General features: G+C 44.5%; 23 protein-coding genes and 1 pseudogene. 11 read left to right on the forward strand and 13 right to left on the reverse strand.

Features of this window, described 5'->3' with window-relative positions; genetic code table 11:
* Positions 1-8 precede the first annotated feature (8 nt).
* From DXD68_RS18955 to DXD68_RS18980, 6 genes are all read right to left on the reverse strand, one after another.
* The gene (locus DXD68_RS18955) at positions 9-1,391 is read right to left on the reverse strand and encodes a hypothetical protein (RefSeq protein ID WP_122363053.1); all 1,383 of its coding nucleotides are present in this window, start codon (positions 1,389-1,391) and stop codon (positions 9-11) included.
* On the reverse strand, positions 1,388-2,410 hold the full coding sequence (locus tag DXD68_RS18960) for a FimB/Mfa2 family fimbrial subunit (RefSeq protein ID WP_122363054.1): 1,023 nt from the start codon (positions 2,408-2,410) through the stop codon (positions 1,388-1,390). Before DXD68_RS18960 ends, DXD68_RS18955 begins: the two co-directional genes overlap by 4 nt.
* Positions 2,411-2,429: 19 nt before the next feature.
* On the reverse strand, positions 2,430-4,340 hold the full coding sequence (locus DXD68_RS18965; RefSeq protein WP_122363055.1) for an Mfa1 family fimbria major subunit: 1,911 nt from the start codon (positions 4,338-4,340) through the stop codon (positions 2,430-2,432).
* A gap of 24 nt (positions 4,341-4,364) precedes the next feature.
* Positions 4,365-5,795 (reverse strand): DUF3868 domain-containing protein, encoded by a 1,431-nt coding sequence (locus tag DXD68_RS18970; protein ID WP_122363056.1) that lies wholly within the window; start codon positions 5,793-5,795, stop codon positions 4,365-4,367.
* A gap of 13 nt (positions 5,796-5,808) precedes the next feature.
* Positions 5,809-6,402 (reverse strand): DUF3575 domain-containing protein, encoded by a 594-nt coding sequence (locus DXD68_RS18975; RefSeq protein ID WP_199715771.1) that lies wholly within the window; start codon positions 6,400-6,402, stop codon positions 5,809-5,811.
* Positions 6,403-6,934: 532 nt separating this feature from the next.
* Entirely contained in the window at positions 6,935-7,918 is a 984-nt protein-coding gene (locus tag DXD68_RS18980) for a tyrosine-type recombinase/integrase (protein ID WP_233577221.1), read from the reverse strand.
* Between the two features lie 194 nt (positions 7,919-8,112).
* Here DXD68_RS18980 and DXD68_RS18985 point away from each other — a divergent pair.
* A pseudogene (locus DXD68_RS18985) lies at positions 8,113-9,147 on the forward strand (AAA family ATPase).
* Positions 9,148-9,191: 44 nt separating this feature from the next.
* Here the strand turns inward: DXD68_RS18985 and DXD68_RS18990 are convergent.
* A complete protein-coding gene (locus DXD68_RS18990; protein ID WP_147383010.1) occupies positions 9,192-9,593 on the reverse strand; it encodes a hypothetical protein in 402 nt (133 codons plus the stop codon).
* 469 nt (positions 9,594-10,062) lie between these two features.
* Between DXD68_RS18990 and DXD68_RS24570 the strand changes: the two genes are divergently transcribed.
* Both DXD68_RS24570 and DXD68_RS19000 read left to right on the forward strand, forming a co-directional pair.
* Positions 10,063-10,236 (forward strand): hypothetical protein, encoded by a 174-nt coding sequence (locus tag DXD68_RS24570; protein ID WP_165359921.1) that lies wholly within the window; start codon positions 10,063-10,065, stop codon positions 10,234-10,236.
* Positions 10,237-10,301: 65 nt separating this feature from the next.
* A complete protein-coding gene (locus DXD68_RS19000) occupies positions 10,302-10,742 on the forward strand; it encodes a DUF5053 domain-containing protein (RefSeq protein ID WP_122363060.1) in 441 nt (146 codons plus the stop codon).
* A gap of 135 nt (positions 10,743-10,877) precedes the next feature.
* Here the strand turns inward: DXD68_RS19000 and DXD68_RS24575 are convergent, their stop codons facing one another.
* Together DXD68_RS24575 and DXD68_RS19005 are read right to left on the reverse strand one after the other, a co-directional pair.
* Complete coding sequence (locus DXD68_RS24575) at positions 10,878-11,078, reverse strand: tyrosine-type recombinase/integrase (protein WP_233577223.1); 201 nt, start codon at positions 11,076-11,078, stop codon at positions 10,878-10,880.
* A gap of 32 nt (positions 11,079-11,110) precedes the next feature.
* Positions 11,111-11,566, reverse strand: coding sequence for a phage integrase SAM-like domain-containing protein (locus DXD68_RS19005; RefSeq protein WP_233577225.1), 456 nt, complete (start codon positions 11,564-11,566; stop codon positions 11,111-11,113).
* 1,023 nt (positions 11,567-12,589) lie between these two features.
* Here DXD68_RS19005 and cas6 point away from each other — a divergent pair.
* The 8 genes from cas6 (at position 12,590) to DXD68_RS19045 (ending at position 21,161) form a co-directional block, all read left to right on the forward strand.
* Positions 12,590-13,249: a CRISPR-associated endoribonuclease Cas6 gene (gene cas6, locus DXD68_RS19010; protein ID WP_122363061.1), complete on the forward strand. Its 660-nt coding sequence runs from the start codon at positions 12,590-12,592 to the stop codon at positions 13,247-13,249.
* 10 nt (positions 13,250-13,259) lie between these two features.
* Positions 13,260-13,853, forward strand: coding sequence for a hypothetical protein (locus DXD68_RS19015; protein WP_233577227.1), 594 nt, complete (start codon positions 13,260-13,262; stop codon positions 13,851-13,853).
* Entirely contained in the window at positions 13,850-16,003 is a 2,154-nt protein-coding gene (gene cas3, locus DXD68_RS19020; RefSeq protein WP_122363063.1) for a CRISPR-associated helicase Cas3', read from the forward strand. The genes DXD68_RS19015 and cas3 overlap by 4 nt, the downstream gene beginning before the upstream one ends.
* Positions 16,004-16,015: 12 nt before the next feature.
* A complete protein-coding gene (locus tag DXD68_RS19025; RefSeq protein ID WP_122363064.1) occupies positions 16,016-17,335 on the forward strand; it encodes a hypothetical protein in 1,320 nt (439 codons plus the stop codon).
* 20 nt (positions 17,336-17,355) lie between these two features.
* The gene (locus DXD68_RS19030; protein ID WP_122363065.1) at positions 17,356-18,423 is read left to right on the forward strand and encodes a CRISPR-associated protein Cas7; all 1,068 of its coding nucleotides are present in this window, start codon (positions 17,356-17,358) and stop codon (positions 18,421-18,423) included.
* 215 nt (positions 18,424-18,638) lie between these two features.
* Entirely contained in the window at positions 18,639-19,913 is a 1,275-nt protein-coding gene (locus tag DXD68_RS19035; protein WP_122363066.1) for a hypothetical protein, read from the forward strand.
* Between the two features lie 133 nt (positions 19,914-20,046).
* Positions 20,047-20,694 carry an outer membrane beta-barrel protein gene (locus DXD68_RS19040; RefSeq protein WP_122363067.1) on the forward strand — a complete coding sequence of 216 codons (648 nt, stop codon included), beginning with the start codon at positions 20,047-20,049 and terminating at the stop codon, positions 20,692-20,694.
* A 29-nt stretch (positions 20,695-20,723) separates the two neighbouring features.
* Entirely contained in the window at positions 20,724-21,161 is a 438-nt protein-coding gene (locus tag DXD68_RS19045) for a hypothetical protein (protein ID WP_233577229.1), read from the forward strand.
* Positions 21,162-21,170: 9 nt separating this feature from the next.
* Here DXD68_RS19045 and nhaA read toward each other — a convergent pair whose 3' ends face one another.
* The 4 genes from nhaA to DXD68_RS19065 all read right to left on the reverse strand — a co-directional run bounded on the left by nhaA (position 21,171) and on the right by DXD68_RS19065 (position 24,709).
* The gene (gene nhaA, locus DXD68_RS19050; RefSeq protein WP_122363069.1) at positions 21,171-22,526 is read right to left on the reverse strand and encodes a Na+/H+ antiporter NhaA; all 1,356 of its coding nucleotides are present in this window, start codon (positions 22,524-22,526) and stop codon (positions 21,171-21,173) included.
* Positions 22,527-22,585: 59 nt separating this feature from the next.
* Positions 22,586-23,788 carry a sodium:proton antiporter gene (locus tag DXD68_RS19055; RefSeq protein WP_122363070.1) on the reverse strand — a complete coding sequence of 401 codons (1,203 nt, stop codon included), beginning with the start codon at positions 23,786-23,788 and terminating at the stop codon, positions 22,586-22,588.
* 102 nt (positions 23,789-23,890) lie between these two features.
* Complete coding sequence (locus DXD68_RS19060) at positions 23,891-24,487, reverse strand: IMPACT family protein (protein ID WP_122363071.1); 597 nt, start codon at positions 24,485-24,487, stop codon at positions 23,891-23,893.
* A 3-nt stretch (positions 24,488-24,490) separates the two neighbouring features.
* Positions 24,491-24,709 carry a hypothetical protein gene (locus DXD68_RS19065; protein ID WP_028726734.1) on the reverse strand — a complete coding sequence of 73 codons (219 nt, stop codon included), beginning with the start codon at positions 24,707-24,709 and terminating at the stop codon, positions 24,491-24,493.
* Positions 24,710-24,764: the final 55 nt, after the last annotated feature.

The following is a 24,764-nucleotide window of genomic DNA, read 5'->3' on the forward strand; positions in this document are numbered from 1 at the left end:
TTCTGAATTTAGTTTTTATCTGTTGTCAGTTCAAATAGATCCGCAAATCGTAACTGGATTTGGAAAGTGGCTAAAACACTGTCGTCTTTCTTTGCAATCAATTCGAAGGTCGCGCTTTGATCCTTAGTGGCTGCACCGACCATGCGACCGCCTGTTATTTGATAACGTGATGCACCATCCATTGTGGCTTGCTCGATTTTATTAGGAGCTTCTGCCAACAAATCTCCCTTATCTACCTTTCCGATTCTCCAAGTTACCTGGTCAGAAAGATCTACATCTCCGTTTTCCTCCTGCGAAACTAACTTTTCGATTATAATAGTAAACGGACCACCGCCATATACAGTGCAAACCAAATCGGTTATACCTTTGCTTGTTACCGAAGATTCTGGATACCCGCCGATCGGAGGATTTTCATTACTTACGGCTAAAAGCGTCAATTTATAAGGCGTGAACTCGATACTCAGGTTCCAAAAATGGTTGCGGGGGATCTGGCGAAGAGCGGTGTACTTTGTTCCTTGATGGGGGTTATCACCTGTTAAATGTTTGTCACTACTCGTTTCCAACTCCACCTCAAAACCGTCGGTAGCTTCCGATTCGTTCACGTAATACCAATCGGAGTCTATGGATTCGCTTACTGCAAGTTGCTTGTTATCTTCGAAAGGCTTGTCAATCGAATAACCGCCTCCCGTCAGAGCCAAATACTTATCCGCTTCAAAAAGATTTCCTGCCGTGTTGAACTTGCCTAAAGTTAACTTTGTAACAGTAATCGTATGGCTCGTTCTGTTGAGCATCTTGACTTTCAAACGACTTATTAAACGAACCAAACAAATCGGTTTCCCCCCTTTTGCCGGAATCCACTCTTCCTGCACGCTCATGGGGAGGAATTTTGATGTCTTAGAAATGTCATTAACACCGGATTCCCAAGAAACGGATACGGGAAGCGACGGCATATCTTGTCCTTCCGGTATATTTACAACATTTTCCAACGGATTGTCTTTTATCGACTCCCAGTTGGCAAACGCATAAATCTTCTTCGGACCACCGGTAATCTCGAAAGAGCCGGACTTCCAGCTTGTCAATTCGCCTTTTTTCGCTTCCTCGTCACCAGTCAAATCCGGTTGGAATTTCTTTTCTATCTTACCGGAAGCATTGACGATAAACACGACCAAAGAGTTGATCTGTTCACCGGGCAACGCATTTGCATCTGCGGCTTTCGTCTGCAACGACTTCGAAGTCTCAGAGATACCCACCTGCAAATCCACCTCCAGCATGTCAGGAAGGTCGGGGTCGCCCCCCGCACCCCGTTCGCCGCTCACGCAACCGAACGCGATGAGGGCAAACAGGCTGGCAAGCAGTGGCAAGCTCTTGTATTGGTTCAATCTGTTTTTCATAATCCCATCTCCTCATTACCAAGTGTCACGTCTTCGAGACGGACGATCCAGTCGTCCACTACTACATAGAGGCAATGAGCCCGTCCGCCGGCGATATCCACGTATGCGGTGAGCACATATTCGTCCTGACGATCCAGATATTCCTGTCCGTCCAGTTTGTGCGAAGCGATCTGCGTCAGCTTCAACAGACCTGCCAGATCGACATTGATAAACGGCGTCTTTTCGCTTGCATAACGGACACTCAGCGTACCGGTCGCATTGTCGATCAGGCGTAAGGTGTTCAGCTCGGTGCAGACGGCATCGTAGGCAACGGTTGCATTATCAGCCGACTTGACCGTTTCTACCTGTTGCAGGTAGGGCAGCCAGGTGATGCGTGTATCGGATTGCGGTTCGTTGTGCGCATCGAGGTCGCCGTTGGTAGTGGTGACTACAAAGTCGAAGGCGTCTTTCGACAGCTCCGTACCCCGGTTGGCATCCACCAAGATGAAACGGATTTTGTTGGTGTTTTTCACGAGCGGAAACTCGGTGTCGGTCGCGCCGCCCGCCGGGATCGTATAGTCCAGCTCACCCTGGAAGAGTCCCGACAACTCGCGGTCCACACGGTTCTCCGCCGCCTTCACCGCCATACGGAAGTCTTCGATCGTAGAGCCTGCGGCGGGTTCCATCCAGGTATAATCCGTATCGTTCAGCCCCGCCCAAGCCAACAGGTGGTAATCACCCGGAGCCAGTTCGCTGAGGTCTACTTCGTTCTTTTTCAGTTCCTCGCCCTCGATCAGACGGGAAGAGAGGAACGCCCCCTTGTCGTCGTAGATGTAGAGGCGGACGTTCTTTTCGCGCTCCTGGTTCACCATTTCGTAGGCAAACGCATCGGCGTGTTTGATGTTATGCCGGTAGACGAAACGGAGCGTGTGCCGGCAAAGAGGCAGTTCGTCATGGATATAATCGCATGAAGCCAGTCCGGCGAGGCAAAACACCGCCAGCACCGGGAATAAAAGATATAGTATTTTATGGTAATTCATTGTTCTCCAATTTTGCACGTTAAAAATAAATCGTCTCGTCCTGAAGCGGTCCCCAAGGCTTGACAATCACTTCGATTTCGATTTTTTCCGGTTCATCGGGTTTGTTCGGTTCATCTGGATTGTCGGGATCTTCGGGGTCTTTCGGATCATCCGGGTTATCCGGATTTATCGGGTCCTTAGGTTCGGGATCGAACGGCGGTTCGTAGGGAATATCGTCTCCCAGGCCGTAGAAGTCACGGATGCGCAACTTGTAGACGTTGTTGCGCACAATGGCATACTCCATGATGCCCTTCGACGGAGCATTGTTGTTAGAATGGCGAATCCAGTGTGTGTAGAAACAAACACCGTCCACATAGGTATGCAGACCATAGCGTGCCAACAGACGACGCGTGTCTTTACCGCCCTGATTGACCTGCGGCGTGCCATCCGTGCGTGAGGCATATCCGAACGTCGTATACATATATTCCTTCCACGCCAATGCCGAAACTTCGGCAGCAGTCAGAGCAGCTGAAGAATCCTTGTCTTTCAACTGCCTTGAAAGGAAACGGCGGTATCCGGTCGGGTCGCCCTCCTTCAAGCTCGATGCCAGCGAACGCACGTCGCCCCAGGTCTTGCCCGTGAAGTCGTAGGTAGAGACGTCCAGTGCCCCTTCAGTGAAAGCCAGCATCGCTGCTTCGGGCGAACCGTAAATTACGCCTTTGAAAGCAAAGAAGGTAAACGGCGAACCGTCCAATCCTTTGCGATAGTCGGTCGTTCCGGTAGCGGGATCATAGAAGAGACACCTTCCGGGTCCGTATAATGTCCTGAACACCACGCCTGTGCAATAGTAAGGCGACTGGTCGGCACGCGCTACCGTATTTTCTTTCGTGTAGCCCACGCAGTACCATTCGCCCACGCGGTCACCCATACCGTTGGTGAAACGCCAGTTACCTGCCGAAGTACCGAAACTCATAAAGTAGTTTTCATAGAGTGCTTCGACCGGTTTGCCGTCCGAAGCGGGACGCTCCGGCCAGTTAGGGTTGAACATCTCGCTGTTCACATTCGCCATCGTCTTGTAGCGGCTCCACGGGTCGAGCACGTAGTTAGTCTGGTGGTCGCCCCATTCAGGCAACTCCAAGCCTAAAAACTCAACTGCGCTTGCCGGTCCGAACGCATCGTTGGCCACCGCTCCGACCACTCGTTTGACCATGAATGAACCTGCATCCAGCTTGTTGACGATCATGGCACCGGTAATCGACACGCGGGCTGCTCCCGCCGTCTTGTCCATCACATCGAAATAGTCATGTACCGGCAGGTAGTCGATGCGTGCCGCATGGCGTTCGACCTCGACCGTTGCGAAAGCGGGGTTATCGATCGTGTTGTCGCCACAGATATACACCTTCTCGTCCAGGTGGCCGTCCGAAGCCATCACGAAATGTGAATACTCGCCGTTTCTTTCCATCCACGCACGCTTTTGCAGGAAGTCACGTACTTCTCCGAGCGTCAAGTCTTTGAGCTGCGGGCGGATATTGCCGGTGTTGGTAATAACCAGCAGGTCGTACCATCCGGCGGGCAATCCCACCAACACCGGTTCGGTGCGGTTGTCGCCCTGCATAGCGTCGCGGTCGAGATAGATAATCTTGTCTATCGGGGTCAAGGCAGGCGAGTTCACCCCGTCTGTCCCTTGGTAGAAGAGCAACATCAGGTCGTCGATGCGCGTCTCGTAGTCCTGCCCCGGCTCGTAGCCGTCGCCGTTCTCGCCTCCTGTAGGATTCGAGCGGGTGAGCGGTGCCTTGGCATCCGGACAACGGAGCGTCAGTCGGAGATAGTTCTCCTCCACCGGCTTGTCGCCGTCGTCGTCCCGTTCCGTCCGGTACTCATCCGAACATGCGGCAGACAAAAAACAGCCCGCAGCACAGGCATATACTAATAATTTATGTGTAATATTCATACGCTATCGTTTTTTGAAAATATCTCATTCTTCGCGCTTCGCCTTGATCTGTTCGAGGTTCGCACGGGCGGCTTCGCCTGCTACCGAGCTGTTTTCCAATCCTTTCAGGATCGCTTCCGCACCGTCGAGATCGCCACGCAGCATCCGGACGGAGGCAAGTGCCAACTGTTTCTCGTCGCCTTCGACAGCTTTCGCAAGGTAGCTTTCCGCACGGTCGAGCTGGCCTGTCCGAATGGCGATGTTGGCGGCATTCAAATTAGACACCGGGTCGTCGGGGAACATGCGGACCGCGATTTCGAACACTTCGTTATACTTCTCGCTGCCGGCTTCGAAAAGCTGCGCCACCATGAACATTTCGTTCAAGCTGAGCTTCTTCGGGTCGGTGTAGATGAGCGACTTCGCCTCTTCGGCTGTGAAGTTGCGGATGTTGTATTTCACCACGTAATCCGAGTGGCGCAAGGCGGGATAGATGTCGCGCAACAGGATCTTGTAAGAGGTTCCGCCGTTCAGCGTCTTTAGCTTCCATTCCTTTTTGTCTAAGTCGCGCGGTTCCGGGTTGCGGATGATGGCGAGCAGTTCCGCCTTGTCGGGCAAGTTCATCTCTTCCAGCCGCTTTTCCAACCCTTCCCAGTCTTCCGGCTCGAAGTCGACGCTGAAGGTAGCATGTTCGAAGCGGTAAAGGCTCTTCACATAGTCGCACAAAGCCTTGGCACGGTTTTCTGCCAGATAGGTGTTGTTGGCGTAAGTTCCTTCGGGAGAGGCGAAACCTTTGATCCACACCTCCGTGATAGTGGCGTAAGGATCGTCCTTCACCGACTCGATCGTGGCACGGATGGCGGCCAGTTCGCGCGGGTTGTTGCGATAGTCGGGATAGATGGTAATCTTATTAACCGGGAAGTCAAGGAACGCCTTGCCTTCGATCGAACGCGCCTTGACTGCTTCGGCTTCGGGCGTACGGTAGGCAAGCAGCGGTTTCAATACCACCGGCTCTGCCATGTTAATCGGAAAAAGCGGTGAGCGGTCGTTCTGCAATGCCTCCCAACCGCAACCACATTCGTCGATGACGAGGGCGACTTCCGACTTCTTCATCCACGGTGCCATCGGTGTGCGGGTGGTGTATTCGAAGGTCTGTGGCTTGCCATTCTCGCGGAGCAGTTCGTATTCATCGTGTGTCGTATAGGTGCGCTCTGTCCGTTCATATAATATATGTCGGTCGCGTCCGCTCAGGATGACCGGTGTCAGGGGACGGATGCTGTCTCCTGCCGATATGACCGGTGTGCAAACCAGGCTACGGTCTGAAGGGACTTTGATTTCTCCGAAGTCGAGCGTCATGCCGATCAGCAGGGTACCGTCCGACTTCTCCACAATCTTATCTTTTACTTTAATCTCTTGTGCCTGCAAGGTGGCTACCGCCAGCAGACTTGCCACAATCCATGTATGCTTGTTCATTTTCATAAGGCAGCGATGTTTAGAATTGATAAATCAGGTTGATAGCGGCCTGCGTGGGACCGAAATAATGTTTCTTCACGTACTCTTGGCGGCGTCCGCAGTTAGTACAGGGGTACTTCTCCGATTCGAGGTAGAGGTAACCCACACCGACAGTAGCTTCTAAGTTCCAGTGTTTGGAGAGCAGCCAGGAATATCCGTAGCTGACGCCCACGCCTGCGCCCCACCCCTGGTGGCGTTCGTTTTCGGTACCGAGCAGTTTGATGTCCGATACATTATATAATATGTACGGGACATGCAACCCGATGAAATGTTTATAAAAGGTTTCACAGAACCAATAGCGCATCTCCGGATGGAGTCGCCAATGTTTGAGAGATTTGCCATAGCTCCCGTCGTCCTTCTTTCCGTCGAACGGATTGAGGCCGGTCTCTATGTCCAGACTCCAGTGACGTGCCAGGCGGAACTCCGCGCCGGCATTAAAAGTTACCATTGCTCCCCAATATGGAATATTGGTCTTGATCCCGACGGTCGAACCTTTTTCTCCGGTCAACCTGTCCTGTGCGTAGAACGACAGAGGGATCACAAACAGGAACATCATCAAGATAAGTTTTCTCATCATACTAGTTATGTTTTATTATAGTTATTTTATTCGCTGATTCAAAAATCGCGGAGTAAAGGTTCTAATACCAGGTAAACTCACCATGAACCTAAACTTATTTATGAAATAAGAAATAGCTTATTTATGAAATAAGTTTAGGTTGTCTATTTTAGAATATAAATTCTGAAGAAACGACAGCTATTATGAAGAGTAAAAAACCAACAATGGAAACTCAAACATGTTTAATTCTACAAAAATCGGTAAGGATATCTTTACTAAATAAAAGTTAAAGCGTGATGGGGTTAACCGGCTATGTCTAAACATTCTGCCATTTAATATTAGTATAGATTTAGCGGTTGAATTTATATAAAATATAGTATAAATTTCGAGAAGTCTTTATCTAACCTGAAAACAAACCTAAAGATGTAGATAAAATAGTAAGAAAATGTTTCTTTTTTAACAACTAATATCTTAACTTTGCATTCAGTAATCATTTTGAGATAAATGATAATGCGTGATTTTCAAAAGACTTTATGATATTATTCTTATTTCATAAATAAGTTCCTTCCATCCGAAAAACACCTCTACCTTTTTGTTTGTTTATCAGTATTTTACTAATGGGATCCGTAATCTTTTGATTGGCCTCATTCAGTTCCGGCTGTTCCATCCGATTAAAATATCCGCGGGTGGTCTTTTCATTGGTATGTCCTAATGCCTGGCTAATCACGGCGATGTCCACATGTAAACGACGAGCCTCCGAAGCCCAGGTATAACGCATTACATAAGAGGTCAGGTTATCAGAAATCGACAGAAGCCGACCCACTTCTTTCAATGCAGAATTATGATTAGAGAGCATCCCCTTGTATTGCCGATAAGTAGCAGATGCAAACATCACAGGAAAAAGATAATCCCTCTCGGAAGACTCGTATTTATGAATAATTTGCCACATACCGGAAGTAATCTCAATACATATCTCGATCCCCGTTTTATGACGGTTATATACTATAGCTTGTCCTCGGATATTCTTTCGAGTCAGACGAACCATATCAGCAAAAGGCATGCCATAAGCCATGAAACTGAATAGTGCCAAATCGGTAGCCAGAGTCAGATCGGGACGGTCACGAAAATCAGCTGCCGCCATTTTCTTTACTTGCTGATCAGATAAAGGTTTTTTGACTGTCAGATCACGTTTCAGTTTCAGCTTGCGAAACGGATGATACCTCATTTCAAACGGCTGTTCGTCGAAAGCTGCATTGTAGACAGCCCTCAGGCTACTCAGATAACTATTAATCGTATTGATCTTTAATCTTTTTGCCTGCAAATAGGCTTGAAAATCATTTAACAAGGTGGAAGTCAGATCACGAATCGGTATATCCTTGTTTCTTTGAAATCGGTAAAAATGACGACCGGCTGCCAAATAAAGGTCAGCTGTACTGTTTTTACCCATCAGTTGTTTACTTTCCGCCCGCTGCCGAATATAGTCGTACAACAAAGGACCTTTTCTTTTTCGATTGTTTTCTTGTGTTACTTTCATTTCCATACTATTTATAAATTACCCATTACCGTCCTTATAACAGCAAATACGCCCCCAAAGATATCTACCCCTACCCCCTTTTCCAAATAAAAAAGGAACCGATCCGGTTGGTCGTTGACAAATGTATTAGTTATTATTTGCACACTTCGATCTTTATTACGCAATTTGCGTTACGTAATTTACGCAATGAAGATATGTCAACAATTCAACCGAACAATCCTTTCCTGATAGCAGGATATTACGGCCCCGATTATTTCTGTGACAGACAACAGGAAACCGGGCAAATAATCAATGCTCTATACAACGAACGCAACCTGACGCTTGTTGCTCCCCGGCGTATGGGAAAAACAGGATTGATCAAACACGTTTTCTATAAGTTACATGAACAACAACCCGACATTATCACTCTTTATCTCGATATTTATTCGACACAAAACCTGAATGAATTTGTACAGGTGTTCGCCAGCACCGTATTAGGCAGTGTCAGTATCGATATTGCGACAGATAAAGAAGAAGCTACTTTAAAAGAGATATTCAATTACCTGCAATCGTCGGAAAAACGTTGCTATATCGCCATCGACGAATTCCAGCAAATCACGGAATATCCGGAAAAAGGGGTGGAAGCCTTGTTACGTTCTTACATCCAGTTTTTACCTAATGTCCGTTTTATTTTTGCCGGCAGTAAACAGCATGTTATGTAGGAAATGTTTTTGTCGACCAAACGTCCTTTTTATCAAAGTACGCAGACAATAACCATCGGGTGTATCGACAGAAAGGCTTATTACGATTTCTCCGCTACTTGGTTTGCCAGACAAAACCTTCTTATAAGTGAAGATACTTTTTCCAGCATTTACGATGAGTTCGAAGGGCATACATGGTATATTCAAGCCATATTAAACCGCCTGTATGGATATTCCTTAACCCCCGATCAGGAAATGGTGAGTCGTGCTATACGCGAAATCGTCGCAGAAAATGAATATGGTTATCAAAACTTACTGGCAGCTTATACTTCCGGTGCTATACGTTTAATCAAAGCGATAGCAAAGGAACGGATCGTACTGGAGATCAATGCCGGTTCTTTCATTTCCAAATACAAGCTGAAAGCCGCCAGCAGTGTAAATTCTGCTCTTCGTACACTTACGAAAATGGAAATGGTCTACCGGACAGAAGCCGGTTATATCGTTTACGATCGCTTCTTTGCTATCTGGTTACGCCAACAGCCTTATTAACATCCGACCGTATTATCGTCATTCATTCCATAGCTGTTTTATACTTATTTCACCTTAGACTGCTTGTGTCCCGGCTCATTGGCAATCAGAGTCTTGTCGTTCAACATATTGAGGTCTTCAGCGGTGAGCCATTCCTCACGCAGCTTATCGCCCAGGTACTCCACCGATCCCTTATAAGAGAGGGTCAGAAGCAGGGAAAAGGCCAGGTGGACCAAAGAGGGGTTGTAATCGGGTCTGCGTTTTTCCATTTGGGCGATAAAACGCAGGATGATGTCCGGTTGCTGAAGGTCGAAACGTAAGGTGCCGAGTACGGTGTATTCCAGCAGGAAATTAAGTGTCCGCTCCCAATCGCGGGTAAACAGACGGGTGAGAAAGACCTGGAAACGTACGGTCATTATATCCCATTCGTTGAAGGCTGCTTTGTAAGCTAAGCGGAGGTAATACAAACGGTAAACGTGCGCTTAACTTGAACATCGCTAAACGCTTACGAGATTGTTTCGGAATTCCTGCAGATTTTATACTTGACAATATCTAATACAAAAAACCGGCTAACTTCACAGTTTGCCGGTTTTTTTTGCTCAATCCACTATTCTGAATCAGATCCTTTAATTTATTGATATTCATTTGCAAGTTTATTCATCTGATTAACGAAAGTTTATTTGAAATTAACAGCAATTTTATTTGCACTTCATGAGACCTTGCTTTAATTTACACTATAAAGTTGACGCAATCCGTTGGGAATCGCCAAATAAAACGGATGCAAAATGACGCAAATAGATTATTAAACTCTATAAAAAAAGGAGATCACCCAACATTGATAGGAATATCAATCTTCCCAGAAGAGTAAAAATAAATATGAAAGCCTTTGTAGATAAACAAATGTTTATCTACCTTTGTTGTGTCAAGATCTTTTAGATGGATGATAACCAAAATGAGCTAAAGGCTCTGATAGAACATGAAAAGAACAATCTTCTGTTCTATTCTCTTTACTGGGATATTTTAGTACAAAGTACCTCGGAAAGAGAACTTGAAAAACAAATCGACCAGCATTTAGACCGGTTGATATTGTTACTCAAGTTGAAAGGTTAGCAGTTAGTACCCCTTCGGGGGTACTCTCTAAAAGATCTTTTCACTAGACTTTAAATACAAAATATATGGCAAATAAGGAACAAATCAATCAGGAACTGGAAGCATTGAAAAGTAAGTTCATGCTCTTGAATACAGACGAAGAACGTAACGCGTTTCGTTCTGAAGTGAAGGCGTTTGCCAACTCAAAAAGCGACGAAGAAAAGCAGTTGGTTAGTGAAGCTTTTATCGAAGGAGCGAATAAAGCTTGCGCAAGAGTCGATAAACTAATCGATGACGTGCTTAGGAATAAACTTGATGGCATATATGAATCAGTATCCTGGTCTTACATTGCCCGTACCTATTTCAACAAAAGTCGTGCGTGGTTAAGCCAGCGTATAAACGGATTAATGATTCATGGCAAAGAAGCGCAATTCACCAATGAAGAAAAACAAACATTATTACAAGCACTCCGCGACATAAGCGGAAAAATAGAACGAACAGCTCGGGTTATCGAGCAAACCCTCTGAAGATCTTGACACATTTACAGAGAACAAAAGCCCGGCTAACTTCACAGTCTGCCGGGCTTTTTTGCCAAAATTCAAAATTCGTCACTATAACCAAACATTCTCTACTCTATTTTAATATATACTATCACCGGACTATTATTCCAGATTGATCACTTTGTGGTTCAGTCTTTTCATTACGCCTCCGTCGAACGAATCCAGATAGATTTGCGTGGTCCGTTCGCTGGCATGTCCCAGGTAAGAGCTAATGACGGCTGTAGGCATCAGTTTATTACGTGCTGCCGTAGCCCATGAGTGACGCGCCATATAGGAGGACAGGGATTCGGTGATATCTGCCATTGCCGCAATCTTTTTCAAGTGGCGGTTGAAGGTTACCAACGCACTCCGATAGTGTTTATAGTTTTCCGCGTCGTCGGCATCGTCGGATAATACTGGCCAAACATAACGGCTATCGGTACGATACCTCTCGATGATTTCCTGTAGCGGAGATTCCGCAAAAAAGGGTTCATACGGGGCCTGATCACTTTCTCTTTCACGGCTTTGTTATAGATGGCTCGCAGGTTCCGCAGATAGTAATGTACGGTATTCTCACAACATCCTTCCTGCAGCAACCAGCCCTCATAGGCTTTCAGCATCTCGAACCGAAACAACTGAAACGGTACCCGTTGACTCCCGGTAAACTGCACCAGCGATTTCACGCTATTCCGATAGGCCTGTGCCATCCCATAGCGTCTTCCTCTCTCCATCTCATCTATCACCCCCAATGCATAAACCACAAACCCATTCCGCGCCATTCCTTTTTTCTTCATCTGATTGTTCTCTTCCATATTCATTTTCTTGTTTAAATTGTTATTGGCATGGAATATAACAGAAAAAGAGAGGGGATGGGTTTGGAGAGGATACCAAGATGGTACAATTAAGTTAATACTTCGATCCGGGCACGAAACTCATCTATGCGATTTTTAAATACCATTGAGGTACGATTAAACTTTGCTACGCTCTTACAATTCCGCGAATACGAATGGTTTTAAATACCACTAAGGTACAATTATACTATGCAAATATAAAAAACACTTGGACAAATTGGATAATAAAACTTACAGATATATTAATATAATGTATATTTGGAAGCGTTATTCTACTCTAGTGACCTATGATGTAAAATAGGTTTTTAGTACAGTAGAAACATATGGCTTGGAAGGTATAAGAGTTATATGATAGTTGTCGATCCCCGGGGTATTTTATACAATTGAAGGTCGACAACTTTCATTGATAAATAAAGAAGGGACAAACAGGCTTAGAGAGTGTTTAGAATAAGGAGAACCTAAAAATTTTATAGGGGTTTAATTGTACCTTAGTGGTATTTAAAGTCGCAAAGCACTCAAGTCGGTACAAACCGTATTCCGGTTTAATTGTACCTTAGTGGTATTTAAAGGAGACAATAGTGTCTCCATCTTCCATTTCCTTTTTGGTTTAATTGTACCTTAGTGGTATTTAAAGTGTTTATAGCGGATGTAGTCATCGGTGGCATTAATTGGTTTAATTGTACCGTATGGTATTTAAAACGGAAATAGATAGTCGGCAGTTCGTCGATAATGTACTTTAATCGTACCTTGGTGGTATAAATCTTATTCTAACTTTTTCTAATAGCGAAATCATCTGTTAATCAAAGACAATCCTCTCTTCAATGGGAGTACTCGTCATTTAAAGTCATAAATAAAGCAAGAGATTCATAGGTTATGCCAAAATTATAGTTATATTTGGGAGAAACACAGTATACTATTAACTTACTTAGATTATATCTATACATTATATAATATATAACCTAAATATAATACCAGAATTACTATATGAGAATACATCTATCAACGAGCGCCAACAACGAACTCGTTCCTTTCAATTACCAGCAGAAACTTATTGGAGTTTTGCACCGTTGGCTTGGGACAAACGAACTTCACGATAAAATATCCTTATACTCTTTCTCATGGTTAAAAGGAGGAAAAAGATATAAAAACGGACTCAATTTTCCTTATGGCGCCAACTGGTTTATCTCTTTTTGTGAAGAGAAATATGTCAAGACCATAATAAAAGCAATAATGGACTCACCGGATATGTTTTGCGGAATGAAAGTCGAAGGGATTATCATTCAGGAAACGCCCGATTTATCCACCCAAAATCATTTTCAACTCGGAAGCCCTGTCTTTATAAAACGCTTTTATGACGACAACCATAAACACTTCACCTATAAAGACGAGAACAGCGGAGAGTTGATGGCAGAAACTCTGAGGCATAAAATGCAGATTGCCGGATTACCGGAAGATCCTTCTCTAAAGATTGAGTTCGACCTTAGTTATCCCAATAAGAAAGAAAAACTCGTTACGATCCATAACATCAGTAATAAATGCAGTATGTGTCCCCTGATTATTCATGGTACACCTCTGACAAAAGCCTTCGCATGGAATTGCGGTATCGGATCTTTAACTGGTAGTGGTTGCGGTTCAATAATCTAATAGTCACATTATGTATTACGTAGTAAAATACTCAGGCCCTTTCGGATTTATTAAACCTTGGACAGCAGTCAGAGATAGCGAAACATTCAGTCTGCAATTTCTGATCACTTCCACGATAGAAGGGATTGAAAAAAAACTTTTCCCGGAATTGCTGAATACGACGGAAAGAGTTCAGAAAATAAGCAGATACCGCCTGAACTACTGCGGGCTGGATTCGCAACAGGAACGAACGTGGTCTAAAGGAGGATTTGTCAAAGAGAAAAAGAAAGACACGCAAGGGAATGTCTATTATCTTCCTAAAAACATTAGCATCATTACCCGAGGCGTTCTTCTATATCCTCATTTGTATCTCGCCTTCGAGAACAATGACGATGCATTGCGCGCCGCCAAACAATCTATCTGCTTATGCAGGAATGAAGATATATTACTGCCGGATCGTCCGATCGAAATGTCGGCTGACGAATTTGAACAGATAGAAGGTTTCGAATGGATACCTTCCGACGAAGTGAAAGGATTCAAAGCCGGATATAACAGATATCACGGAGGGGAAGAGATGTATGGCGTATTACATGTGAAAGGTAATCCGATTAGAAGTACCCTATGAAAACCATCGACGAAATACTGGCAAAAAGCCCTGACAACGGCCATGTTTCACTCCTTGAACATTGCCTGCATACCCGGCAGGCTATCGAGGTCTTTGCCCGGCGAATAGATTTTCCCTTCGATGTAGCGATTGCTCTCAAAGGGGCAACTTTACACGATCTAGGCAAAGCGCATACGTATTTTCAGGACCGAATGAACAAGATTATAAATGGCTCCCTCTCAAACAGATGTAATAATTTCATTCATCGGCATGAGTTATCGTCACTGGCTTTCCTGCCGGCCTTTCCTTTAGAGGAATGGGACACCTTGATAGAAATGGTTGTAGCCCATCATAAGTCCATCACAGACGATCCCCGGCGAAGAGGTATATTGGATATTGCTTCCTGCGATCGACATTGGATAGACAACCATCTGCAGGACTGGGAAGAATGGAGTCAATACGGCATACAAATATTGAATAAACTTGGGTATGCCTGCACCGGAATAGACCGGAATAAATCCAGGATGGCTTTACTTTATGCGGTAGATTATTGCGAATCGCAGACTTTCGGATGGTCTGCCTGGAGAGGGTTATTAATGGCGGCAGATCATTTCGCTTCGGCATTTACTTCATCTACCGCAAAAGAACTCGAAACAACATTCGAAGTTCCGGATCTGTCCGCCTATTTTAAACCGGAACGAACAAATCCTCTATACCCATTGTCACTGATCGGAGTAGATGACACCCGACCTCATACGCTGGTGGTTGCATCGACAGGTGCAGGAAAAACAGATTTTCTATTGAAAAGATGCAGAGGACGCATTTTTTACACCCTGCCATTCCAGGCTTCCATAAATGCCATGTGGGAAAGACTAAAAGCGACTATTCCCAATAAAGATATTCGTTTGCTACATGCGACATCGAAGATAGTCGTCGGAAATAATATGGAAGAAAAGATGTTACAGCCATTGATCGGGTCGAGTATCAAAGTATTGACACCCCATCAACTATCGTCCATCATCTTCGGTACTTCCGGCTTTGAAAGTGTCATACTGGATATAAAAGGATGTGATATTATCCTGGACGAGATACATACTTATTCGGACTATTCGCAAGCGATGGTACTGGAAATCGTCAAAGCACTTCTTAAATTCGGATGCCGCATCCACATCGGGACAGCAACGATGCCTACCGCTTTATACAATCAGTTGCTGGAGATATTAGGAGGGAAAGAGAATGTATACGAAGTCAAACTATCGGATGAAACACTGGATACATTCGACCGTCATCAGATATTCAAACTCGATAAGGAGGACAGCGTCTCCCCTATCCTGGTAAATGCCTTTAAGGGAAAAGAGAAAGTGCTCGCCATTTATAATACAGTCAATAAAGCGCAGGCTGCTTTCAAGGAGTTCAGGGAAGAATTTCCAGATATTCCCATGATGCTTATCCATAGCCGTTTCAAACAAAGCGACCGCGTTAAACTTGAAAAGCTGCTGAAAGAAGAGTTCAACGGCGACAGGAAAGAATATGGGAACGGGAAATGTCCCTGCCTGGTCATTTCGACACAGGTGGTTGAAGTCAGCCTGGATATCAGTTTCGACAGGATGATTACCCTGTGTGCCCCTTTGGATAGCCTGATACAGCGATTCGGAAGAATAAACAGAAAAAGGGTAACAAGTAATAACCGGATTTACAGGCCGATTCATGTAATCGCTCCCGAAGGAAATGTGCTTCCTTACAAAATGGAACTACTGAAACGCAGTTTCGACCAACTGCCGGATAACGGGGATATTTTGCAGGAAAGAAGTCTGCAGGAAAAAATAGACAAGGTATATCGATCGGTCGAAACAAAGGAGATCGATATTCATCTGGCCGTACAAGACGGAGACTTCTCGCTCATAAACCTGACCAGCCGGACTGAAGCCATTCTCCTGAAAGCGTTGGAAATAGAAAGTGCAACCTGTATACTGGCCGCCGACAGAGATAAGTATATCACTGCCACCTGGGAAGAGCGGATCAATATGGAAATACCTGTCAACTGGAAAACAATCTCCCGGTACCGGGATAAATACGAGCAGTTGCAGGATATAGGGGCAAATCCTTTTGTCATTCCTATGCCGCAGGAAGAATATGAGATTTATGGATTACAATTAGTGGAACATGATTAATTCATTTAGAATATGTATACAAGCTACATCGGTAAAAAGTTCCTGAAGATATATAATGAGAAAATGAATACGGAGATATCCGCAGAGGAGTTCTTTGACCGGATATTTTTCAATCTGTTTTTCAATGACGAGAGGCATCTGATACACGTCAGCAACTCTCCTTTTTTCCAAAAGCCGAAAGATGAGGATGTAAAGAAATATGGAAGCAAAGCGCTGGCCCAATACAATAACCTGAAAGTCGCCATGACCTGCGATGAACCGAACATGTCGATCTTTGTCGGATATGCAGCAAAAGATGTGGCGGGAACAACGTCCGGCCAGATCTCCGATATGCAAACCTCTATCGATACAGACGAGATGTATGCTTCGTGGATCGGTGAAGCACTTGCCATCGGCGTAAGCGGAGGTTTTGCCATGTTACTGGATGAGCCGGATATTTTATGGCAACTGTTTTGCGGTTGGGAATATTATAGGAAGTATCTGAATCAGACACCTAATGTCAAAGACAAACAGATCGAAACCTGGAACGGGCATTGGTTATCCCATTGGTGCCGGAAATTTTATAATGATCTGACACCGTACAAAGGATTTCATATCGTCCCCACCGAATCGATGGGAAATCTCGCCATACCGACCAAACCCTGGCTCGAAATCATTATGGCTTTATCCAAGAAATATCCTAATAAGGTAATAACAGCTTATTCATATAATCTATCCCAGACGAACACAACGCTGGGATTTATCAACCTTTATCTCCCAGAAGTCCACTCTTTGTTCGACTTCAGGGACAAACTCTTTTTCGACGGCAAGCAAAGCATCCTGTCTGATGAGGAAATAGAGTCGTTCAACACCAACTACACCTTCAAATCAGCTTGCAAACTGGGTGTCATCGGATTAAAAGCGATTGAACCGGATAAACTGAGACAGTACTTCCCCATAGGCTCCATGCCTTACGCGCAGGGGAAAGAGTACAAATTCAACAACGAGGAATCGTATATCAATTATGAGCTATATAAAATCTGGATTATTGCTATGATAAACAAAACAGAATTACTGGAACTGGCCACTGCTGTTGCAAAGGCCCTGATAGAGTTTGAACGGACAGCAGAGAAAGGCAAGACTGTTTATTCGAATCTGTCGAAAGAGGTAAGGAAGTCAAATAAAATCGAAGTCTTCGGGCAAAAGCTCAAAGAGATAATGGAATACGAATCTTCTGATAACGAAGTATTCAGAAAAGCATTTGTAGAAGTCTACTATCTACCGAAAGATTCTTTCCCTCTATTCATGACTCTGATCGACTTTGAATATACTTATTGGAAATCAAAAAATTAAACTACTTAATACCCACAGTTATGGACAATCCCTTCATCTATTTACGTGGCCTTCGCCATGCAGAACATACAGTATTCGGCGTAAATGACGGACAGAAATACTATTTCGACCCTCAGTTCGGCAAAAGAATGGCTTATTCCAGCGGCCAACAAGTAAAACGCTCCGTTATAGAGGCGCTGAATATGCCCTTCGCAGCAATAACATTCAACTGGGAAATCGACAAAAAAGAAAATAAGGCAAACCAGAAAGAGCCTCACTCTCCATGCGATCCGACTTTTACGGATCAGTTATTGGGCGGGTATATGAAAGCTGAAAGCGGCAGTATGATCGTAAAGCGTCGTAGCCCCTTGTCTGTTTCAGCCATGCGACCACTCCATCCTTTATTGGGAGGTATCGAGTCACCGACTGAAAATATCACTTTCGACAGGACCTCGCATCCGGAACATCATACCGTCAAAGTCTATTGGATGGAAAGCAAAAAGAGAGGAAGTGAATTGAGTAAGGAAGAGTTGGACGAATGGCTGACAACCAACCGGCGTTCACTCCCTAACCGAGCTTTTATCCAGGATCAGACCCGGGCTTCCGGCCTTTTTGTCTATGACATCGCTATCGATCTGAGAACTTTATTCTGTGTTTCCACCAACAAACTCGAACCGGAACTTTTCCCTGAAATCGAAACCAAGCTCCGGGAACAGGGCTGGACTGATGGTAAAAATATCTTTGGCAACTGCCTGGTTTGTCCTAAAGAGAAGAGGGATGAAATAATTCCGGCATTGGCAAAAGCAATCATCAACTGGCGCATCACTTCCAACCAGGCACGCACCTTCAGTTTAATGGAAACAGTAGCGATAGCCATCAGCAACGATGCCAATCAGATAGCGTATGCCATTCGCGGCGAATTGAAAGATAACACCGAAAGGCCGGATGCCAAACCGGTCATAGATGAAACCGCCCATGCTGATATTTTCGTTACTCCTATTGCCAACAGTTATATCGCCGGCTCGATTGGTTCCGTCGATGCCCTGAAGAAAGCCGAAGAAAGATTGATCAAACTGATCTCTTCTTTCGATTACGAAAATCAACTATAATGAATATCAAAGATACCTCTTACCTTTTTTGTAAGAGGTATCTTTGACAACATATCTCCACCGACGGAAATTCGGCGTTTGCCCGGTTTTCGGTGACCGATACCAATTATTAATATTCCAAATTTAATAATCGACATTCCATCTTTACGCAATATTCGTTCCGGTAATTTTATTCACTTACTTTTGTCCCCCGTTTGAAAATTAATTAACGAGAGATGAAAAAGACATTTTATTTAGTGGCATTAGCCTTTGTTTTTGGTTTGTTTACCGCATGTAATGACGATGACGAGAACGATACTCCGATTGTGAATCCTACACCAAAGGAACAATGGGGCAAAACACTTCGAGGTGACGATCAATCCTTATTAGCATTTCCGGATATATTCGCAGATTATTGGGAATATACCTACTCCTACAAGGATAATCCCAATATCGGACTTCGCCTGACCGGGAAATACCCCAAATCACGTTTCTTCAATTTCACAGTCTATAATGACGAGACACAGGTCGATATGTCCAGTATCGAAGATGCTAACATCCAACCGGATGAAAATTCTATCAATCCTTATGTAAAAGAAACGGCAGATTATAGTGCTAACGGATACACCATTTACATTATTCCGAAAAGTACCCCGGAAAGTATGCGGGCATCCATGAAAAACATCTGTGAATTCCCTGATACTTTAAACATGGTATCCGTATTTATGCGCCTCTATCTGGCAAAGGAATACAACAACGGTGACACATACGGTGGTACTGATATGCCGGCAATCCAGGCATTCGATGTAACCACCGGCAAAGATGTGGATTTCCCCAAACGCGAAGTATGTAATATCCACGAAGCATTGCAGATGCCTCCGTTGGATTTCTCTTCCGACATGAAACCGCTTCCTTTTATGCGTGCCCCGTTAAGCCTGATGTACCCGAATACTCCGGCTGATTACTTATTCTCACGCATCAAGTTGAATGAAGGTGAAGTTGCTACTTTCCGCTTTATTCCTCCGACGGCACCTAAAGGTGTAAATGAATATGCAACCTCGGATGTTCGTTACTGGTCTGTCTGCCTCGGATCACAGAAGACTTATTCTTATGTCTCTATTTATGACGAAGAAATGCCGAAAGTAGACAAAGATGGTTTTGTTACATTCATTATTGCAGATGCCAATTCTGCTAAACTGAAAGATATCAAAACCAAAGCAGATGCCAACGACGGTACTTATGTATTGGAATGGAACCGCAAAGAACATGGCGACGGAGTTCTGGCTTTATATCGTAACATGCTTTTCAATAAAAGCTATAAACACAATATGAAAAATTTAATGGAATCAATTCCATTGGAAGCTGCCGGAGGCGATATGACAAATTTCAATCCTGCAACAATGATTGCCATTTCGGCAATGGGTAATTGGGGCCCTCATGGATCCAAATTCAATGAAGACGAATATTTGAATGAGAACTTCAATTATACCAGTATCCGCCCTATACGATAAATTCGCCTATTATCCATAAAACAAAGACGCTGCCCCTGCCAAGGGTTTGCGCCTTTCGTTTTTTAACTACACGGAGTATCTGATCAACCGATAATCTTTTATATATTTGTGCCACATATAAACTCTAATTCTTATGGAGCCCAAAAAGTTGCTTTACCTGGCCACATTCTGCATATTACTAATTTCCGGTTACTTGCATGCCGAGGAACCAACAAAGATGCATTCTGTTTCTCTACATATAGGATATGCCAATATGCCAGGTGGGACAGCAGGATTGACAAATACCTCACATAGTTATGAGCGGGATCTTTGTTTCGGTATTTCCTGGGATGCACAATACTATTTACACCCTAAAGGCATGTTCGGATTCGGGCTTTTTTATTCCGGATATAGCGCAAAAGGTTCTTTGGAACATAGTTCCGATCATATCTATACACATTATATAGCTCCGCAGTTCGCCCTTTACTGCCTGAGTAACGAGCGGGTTAATGTGCGTCTGAACATCGGTACCGGATATCTGCGGTATAAGAACAATAGCATGGTATATGAAAAAGACCGTCGTGTATCCGGCCAACGTATGGCAGGAAATATCGGAGTTAATGCAGAATATATGCTAACTTCCCACTGGGGTGTTTCTGCTGATCTGCAGTATGTGTTTACCAACCTCAGAAAAGTCGAATCCAACTATCACGGGGAGACGATCACGGTTCGGTTCCCGTCGGAAGACAGGCTGAAAGTATCCAGACTGAATATCTCACTTGGGATCGGATACCATTTCTAATTAATTGAAATCACTAAATACGTTACATCATGAAAAAATATATATTTCTTTTATGTCTCCTGCCCTTTCTTTTTTCCTGTACAGAAGATGAAACAGTCGATATCACGGTGATGCCGGACGAAACTATGGTCGGTGCCGATACTTTCGGATGCCTGGTAGACGGTTGGTTATATGTCGGAGGAAGATATAACCATATCAGCAGCCCCTCTATCAACTTTGATTACAGAGACGATGAAAGCATGCAAGTCAAAGTGTGGGTAAAACAAGACCTCGCCATCAGCTTCTGTATGGAAAAGCCGGAAGAAAATAAGGAGATTCCCTACACCCAGTTCTCTTGGGGAGACGAAACATTACCGGACGGCAAAGTCTTTATCACCCGTTTCGACACCAATGCACAGGTTATCAGCGGACGGTTTGAGGGCGAGCGCGTTACATTCGGACGGTTCGATGTGCACTTTAATAAATAATCCAGTCGGTTATTCTTTCGGGGTTTTCGATAAATGCTTCTTCAGCAATAAGTACCCGCAAAGACCGGAAACAAACGACCCGGTGAATACTCCGAGTTTGGCTTGATTCAACAAGTCAACTCCAAGTTCATCCATTCCGGTAAACGAAAGATTGGCAATAAATAGTGCCACCGTAAAACCAATACCGCCCAACATAGACACACCGAACAGGTTCATCGGTGTCACTCCTTTCGGTAAGGCTCCCATCCTCGTACGAGCATAGAGATACGTGAAAGAGAAAATACCCAGTGACTTCCCGACAAACAATCCCATAAAGACAGCCAACGGCACATTTACCAGCGATGACGGCTGAATATCGCCGAATGTGACCCCCGCATTGACAAACGCAAACAACGGAAGAATCAGGTAATTTACCAACGGATGCAATTTGTCGGCAATGCTTTGCAACGGACTGATCGTGTTATCTGCCAACGAATGGATATTATTCAGTACCTGTATCTGTGTAGGAGTCAGGACCGAAGCCTTTTTGGATTGACGAACCTCCGTATAATCCAGCATATTCAGATAACCGGTCATATCGCAAGTAAAATCCTTCAGATTCACTTTCGGACGGGCAGGAACGGTAAAGGCTACCAATACCCCGGCTATAGTCGGATGAATGCCCGATTCCAGGAATAATACCCAGACAAAGAAGCCCACAATATAATAAAACAGATTATTATTTACCCGCATCTTTCCCCCTACATATAATAAAGCCAGCAAGGCCAGAGAGATCAATAAGGGTTGATAAGCAATATGCCCGCTATAGAATAAAGCAATAATAATAATACCGCCGATGTCATCTACCACAGCCAGTGCCGTCAGAAATATTCGCATGCCTAAAGGGACCCGTTTTCCCAGCAATCCCAGGACAGCAAGGGCAAATGCGATATCGGTAGCCATCGGAATAGCTGCCCCACGTACTTCCGGAGCCGTATTGCAGACAAGCAAATAAAAAAGGACCGGTACGATCATACCGCCACAAGCCGCAATAACCGGAAGGAGTGCTTTACGAACCGAACTCAATTCCCCGATCAATACTTCCTGCTTGATCTCCAACCCGATTACAAAAAAGAATACCGCCATCAGGGCGTCATTCACAAAGGCAAGCATCGGCATGGGTTCACCATGATGGGAGAACAAATTAAAACTGCCAATCTGAAGGTCGATAGGATAAGATAATATGTGATGATAGGCGTGAGCCCAGGGGGAGTTTGCCAGTATCATAGCCAATACCGTGGCCATAAACAATAAAAAACTGGCGCTCGACTTCTGTGTGGCGAATCGGCGCAACGGTTTAAGGATAACATTAATAGTACGATCCATTCTGTTTTAATATTTGCGGAGACAGCTTGCTGGTCTGTCTCCGTAATTCCTAACTGTGTTTATTGCCTTTGCTGCTCAGCCATCTCAAGCTGATAGGCGCTGCGGGTCAATTTCTCTACCCAGACTACAAATATACCAGTTAAAATTAAATTAAACACAATAGTAAGCACAGAAATCATCAGGGCCGGTCCACCCAAATTATATCCCAGGGCAATAAAAATAATACCTGCCCCTACTTCACCCCGTGTAAACATACCGATTGACAAAGCCAGACGTTCACGTTTACGTCTGTCACGATAGAAAAACAAGGGGAAAAGCTTTCCTATATTGGATAAGAAAGAGACGATCACCACATGGAGAAGGATCATCGGCCACGACATCATCGGCTGTGCACCGGTAATTGTAGACGCTTCCGCCGATTGTTTGGCAAAATCAACCCCAAAAAACACGGGCATGCTCACTCCTACCAGGAACATGAACAGGAATGAAATCGCCGTCGCCACATTGTGCTCCGTCTTCGTATCTATGTGCTTATGCTTCATGATCATACCCAGCACAAAGGCAGGCAACAGCACTTCGATATGGATGCTTGCTTCCTCACCATAAAAATGTTTGGATGCCAGATAGATTCCCTGGGTAAATGCCAACGTAACAATGGCATAAAGCAGAATAGCCTTCCAGTCCTGCCGCATATTATAAGTACCCATTTTCTTCCATCCGATCATAAGCAATACCATCACGATCAGGATGATCACCCCTAACTGCCAGCGTAGACCGACCATCATGATCTGAAGCGGGATCATCAACAGGATCGTATCGAGATCGTCGAAAATAGCCAGCACCTGTACTTTTTTATATACCCAGGAAGCTTTCAACCCTGCTGCGGCCAACATGGTAAACAGAATACCTGCGGATGTGGGAGCCGCAAAACGGCTTAACAACAAGTTCTCTTTCCAGGCTTCCCCACTCGACCAATAGATGTCGGGGAGCAGGACGAACATATAATACAATGCCACAAATATCCAGGGGAAAGCGGCAGTAGCCATTGCTATGAAATAATCCTCCGTATAAGATCTCCAACGGGTCTTATCCATTTCAAACTCCCGACCTACGTTAATCATAATAAAGGCCAGGCATACATACAACAGTGAATTGGAAACAGTTTTTACCAACGAATAATTTTCTCCTACAAGAGATGGAAGAAACTGTGAGACAACCAAACCAACCACTAAGAAAAAAGAAAACAACAGAATCTTCTTCATTATATTACCACTATTTGCTTGTTTAGATTTCAGAGTACAAAAATAAAGAAATCCTCTCAAATCGAAAATAGCAGGTAACTCATGTTTCAGATTATTAATAATTTACTTCAGATAGGCCGACTCGACTTTCAATAAGCGGTTCTTCAACTTTTCCGCCTCTCCTTTGCGTATACGCAAAGTCATTTCACAGTCCATTTCAAACTTTTGGGATACAATAAGGGGGTTATCTTCTTTTACTATACGCATGATCCCGTTCAGGTATGGATATTCGAAAGCGACCGTGATATCTTCGTCAACCGTACGTTCCTCTATCTCGGCAGCAGCAATCGCTTCGGCGGCAGCCGTCCGGTATGCGACAATCAGACCACTGGTACCCAATTCGATGCCGCCGAAATAACGGACGACCAGGATCAGGATATCCGTTAACTCGTTGGAATTGATCTGCCCCAGTATTGGTTTACCTGCCGTGGAGGATGGTTCGCCGTCATCGTTCGCACGAAAAGTCTGGCGATCGGGTCCCAGCATATAAGCCCAACAGACGTGGCGGGCGTCGTAATATTGTTTACGGTATTTATCCAGTTGCTCCTTCACCTCTTCGACCGTACGCACGGGGATGGCATACGAGATAAAGCGGCTGCGCTTCTCTGTGTAATAGCCCTCTGCTACTTGCTGAATAGTTCTGTAACTGTCGTCTGCCATCGATCAATCCGGAATATGGGTTTGCTGTTCTTCCCGGAAGGCCCGGAAGTCTTTCATTATCTCTTCGATCTCTTCAATGAAGTAAGGATCTTTAACATTTTTCTTCACCTCGGCGTAATATGTTTCAATAGCCGCCAAAGCACATATATCTTGTCCGCGCAGCAGGAAGTAAGGCTCTTCCTTCTCTACGCATTGTTTGATCATTTGGATAGGATTCTTCATATATCTGTCTTTACTTAGTTACTATTCTGTCTTAGTTATGCCGGCAAACCGGGAT

Origin of the sequence: Parabacteroides sp. TM07-1AC (assembly GCF_003480915.1) — a bacterium.
Classification (GTDB): domain Bacteria; phylum Bacteroidota; class Bacteroidia; order Bacteroidales; family Tannerellaceae; genus Parabacteroides; species Parabacteroides chongii.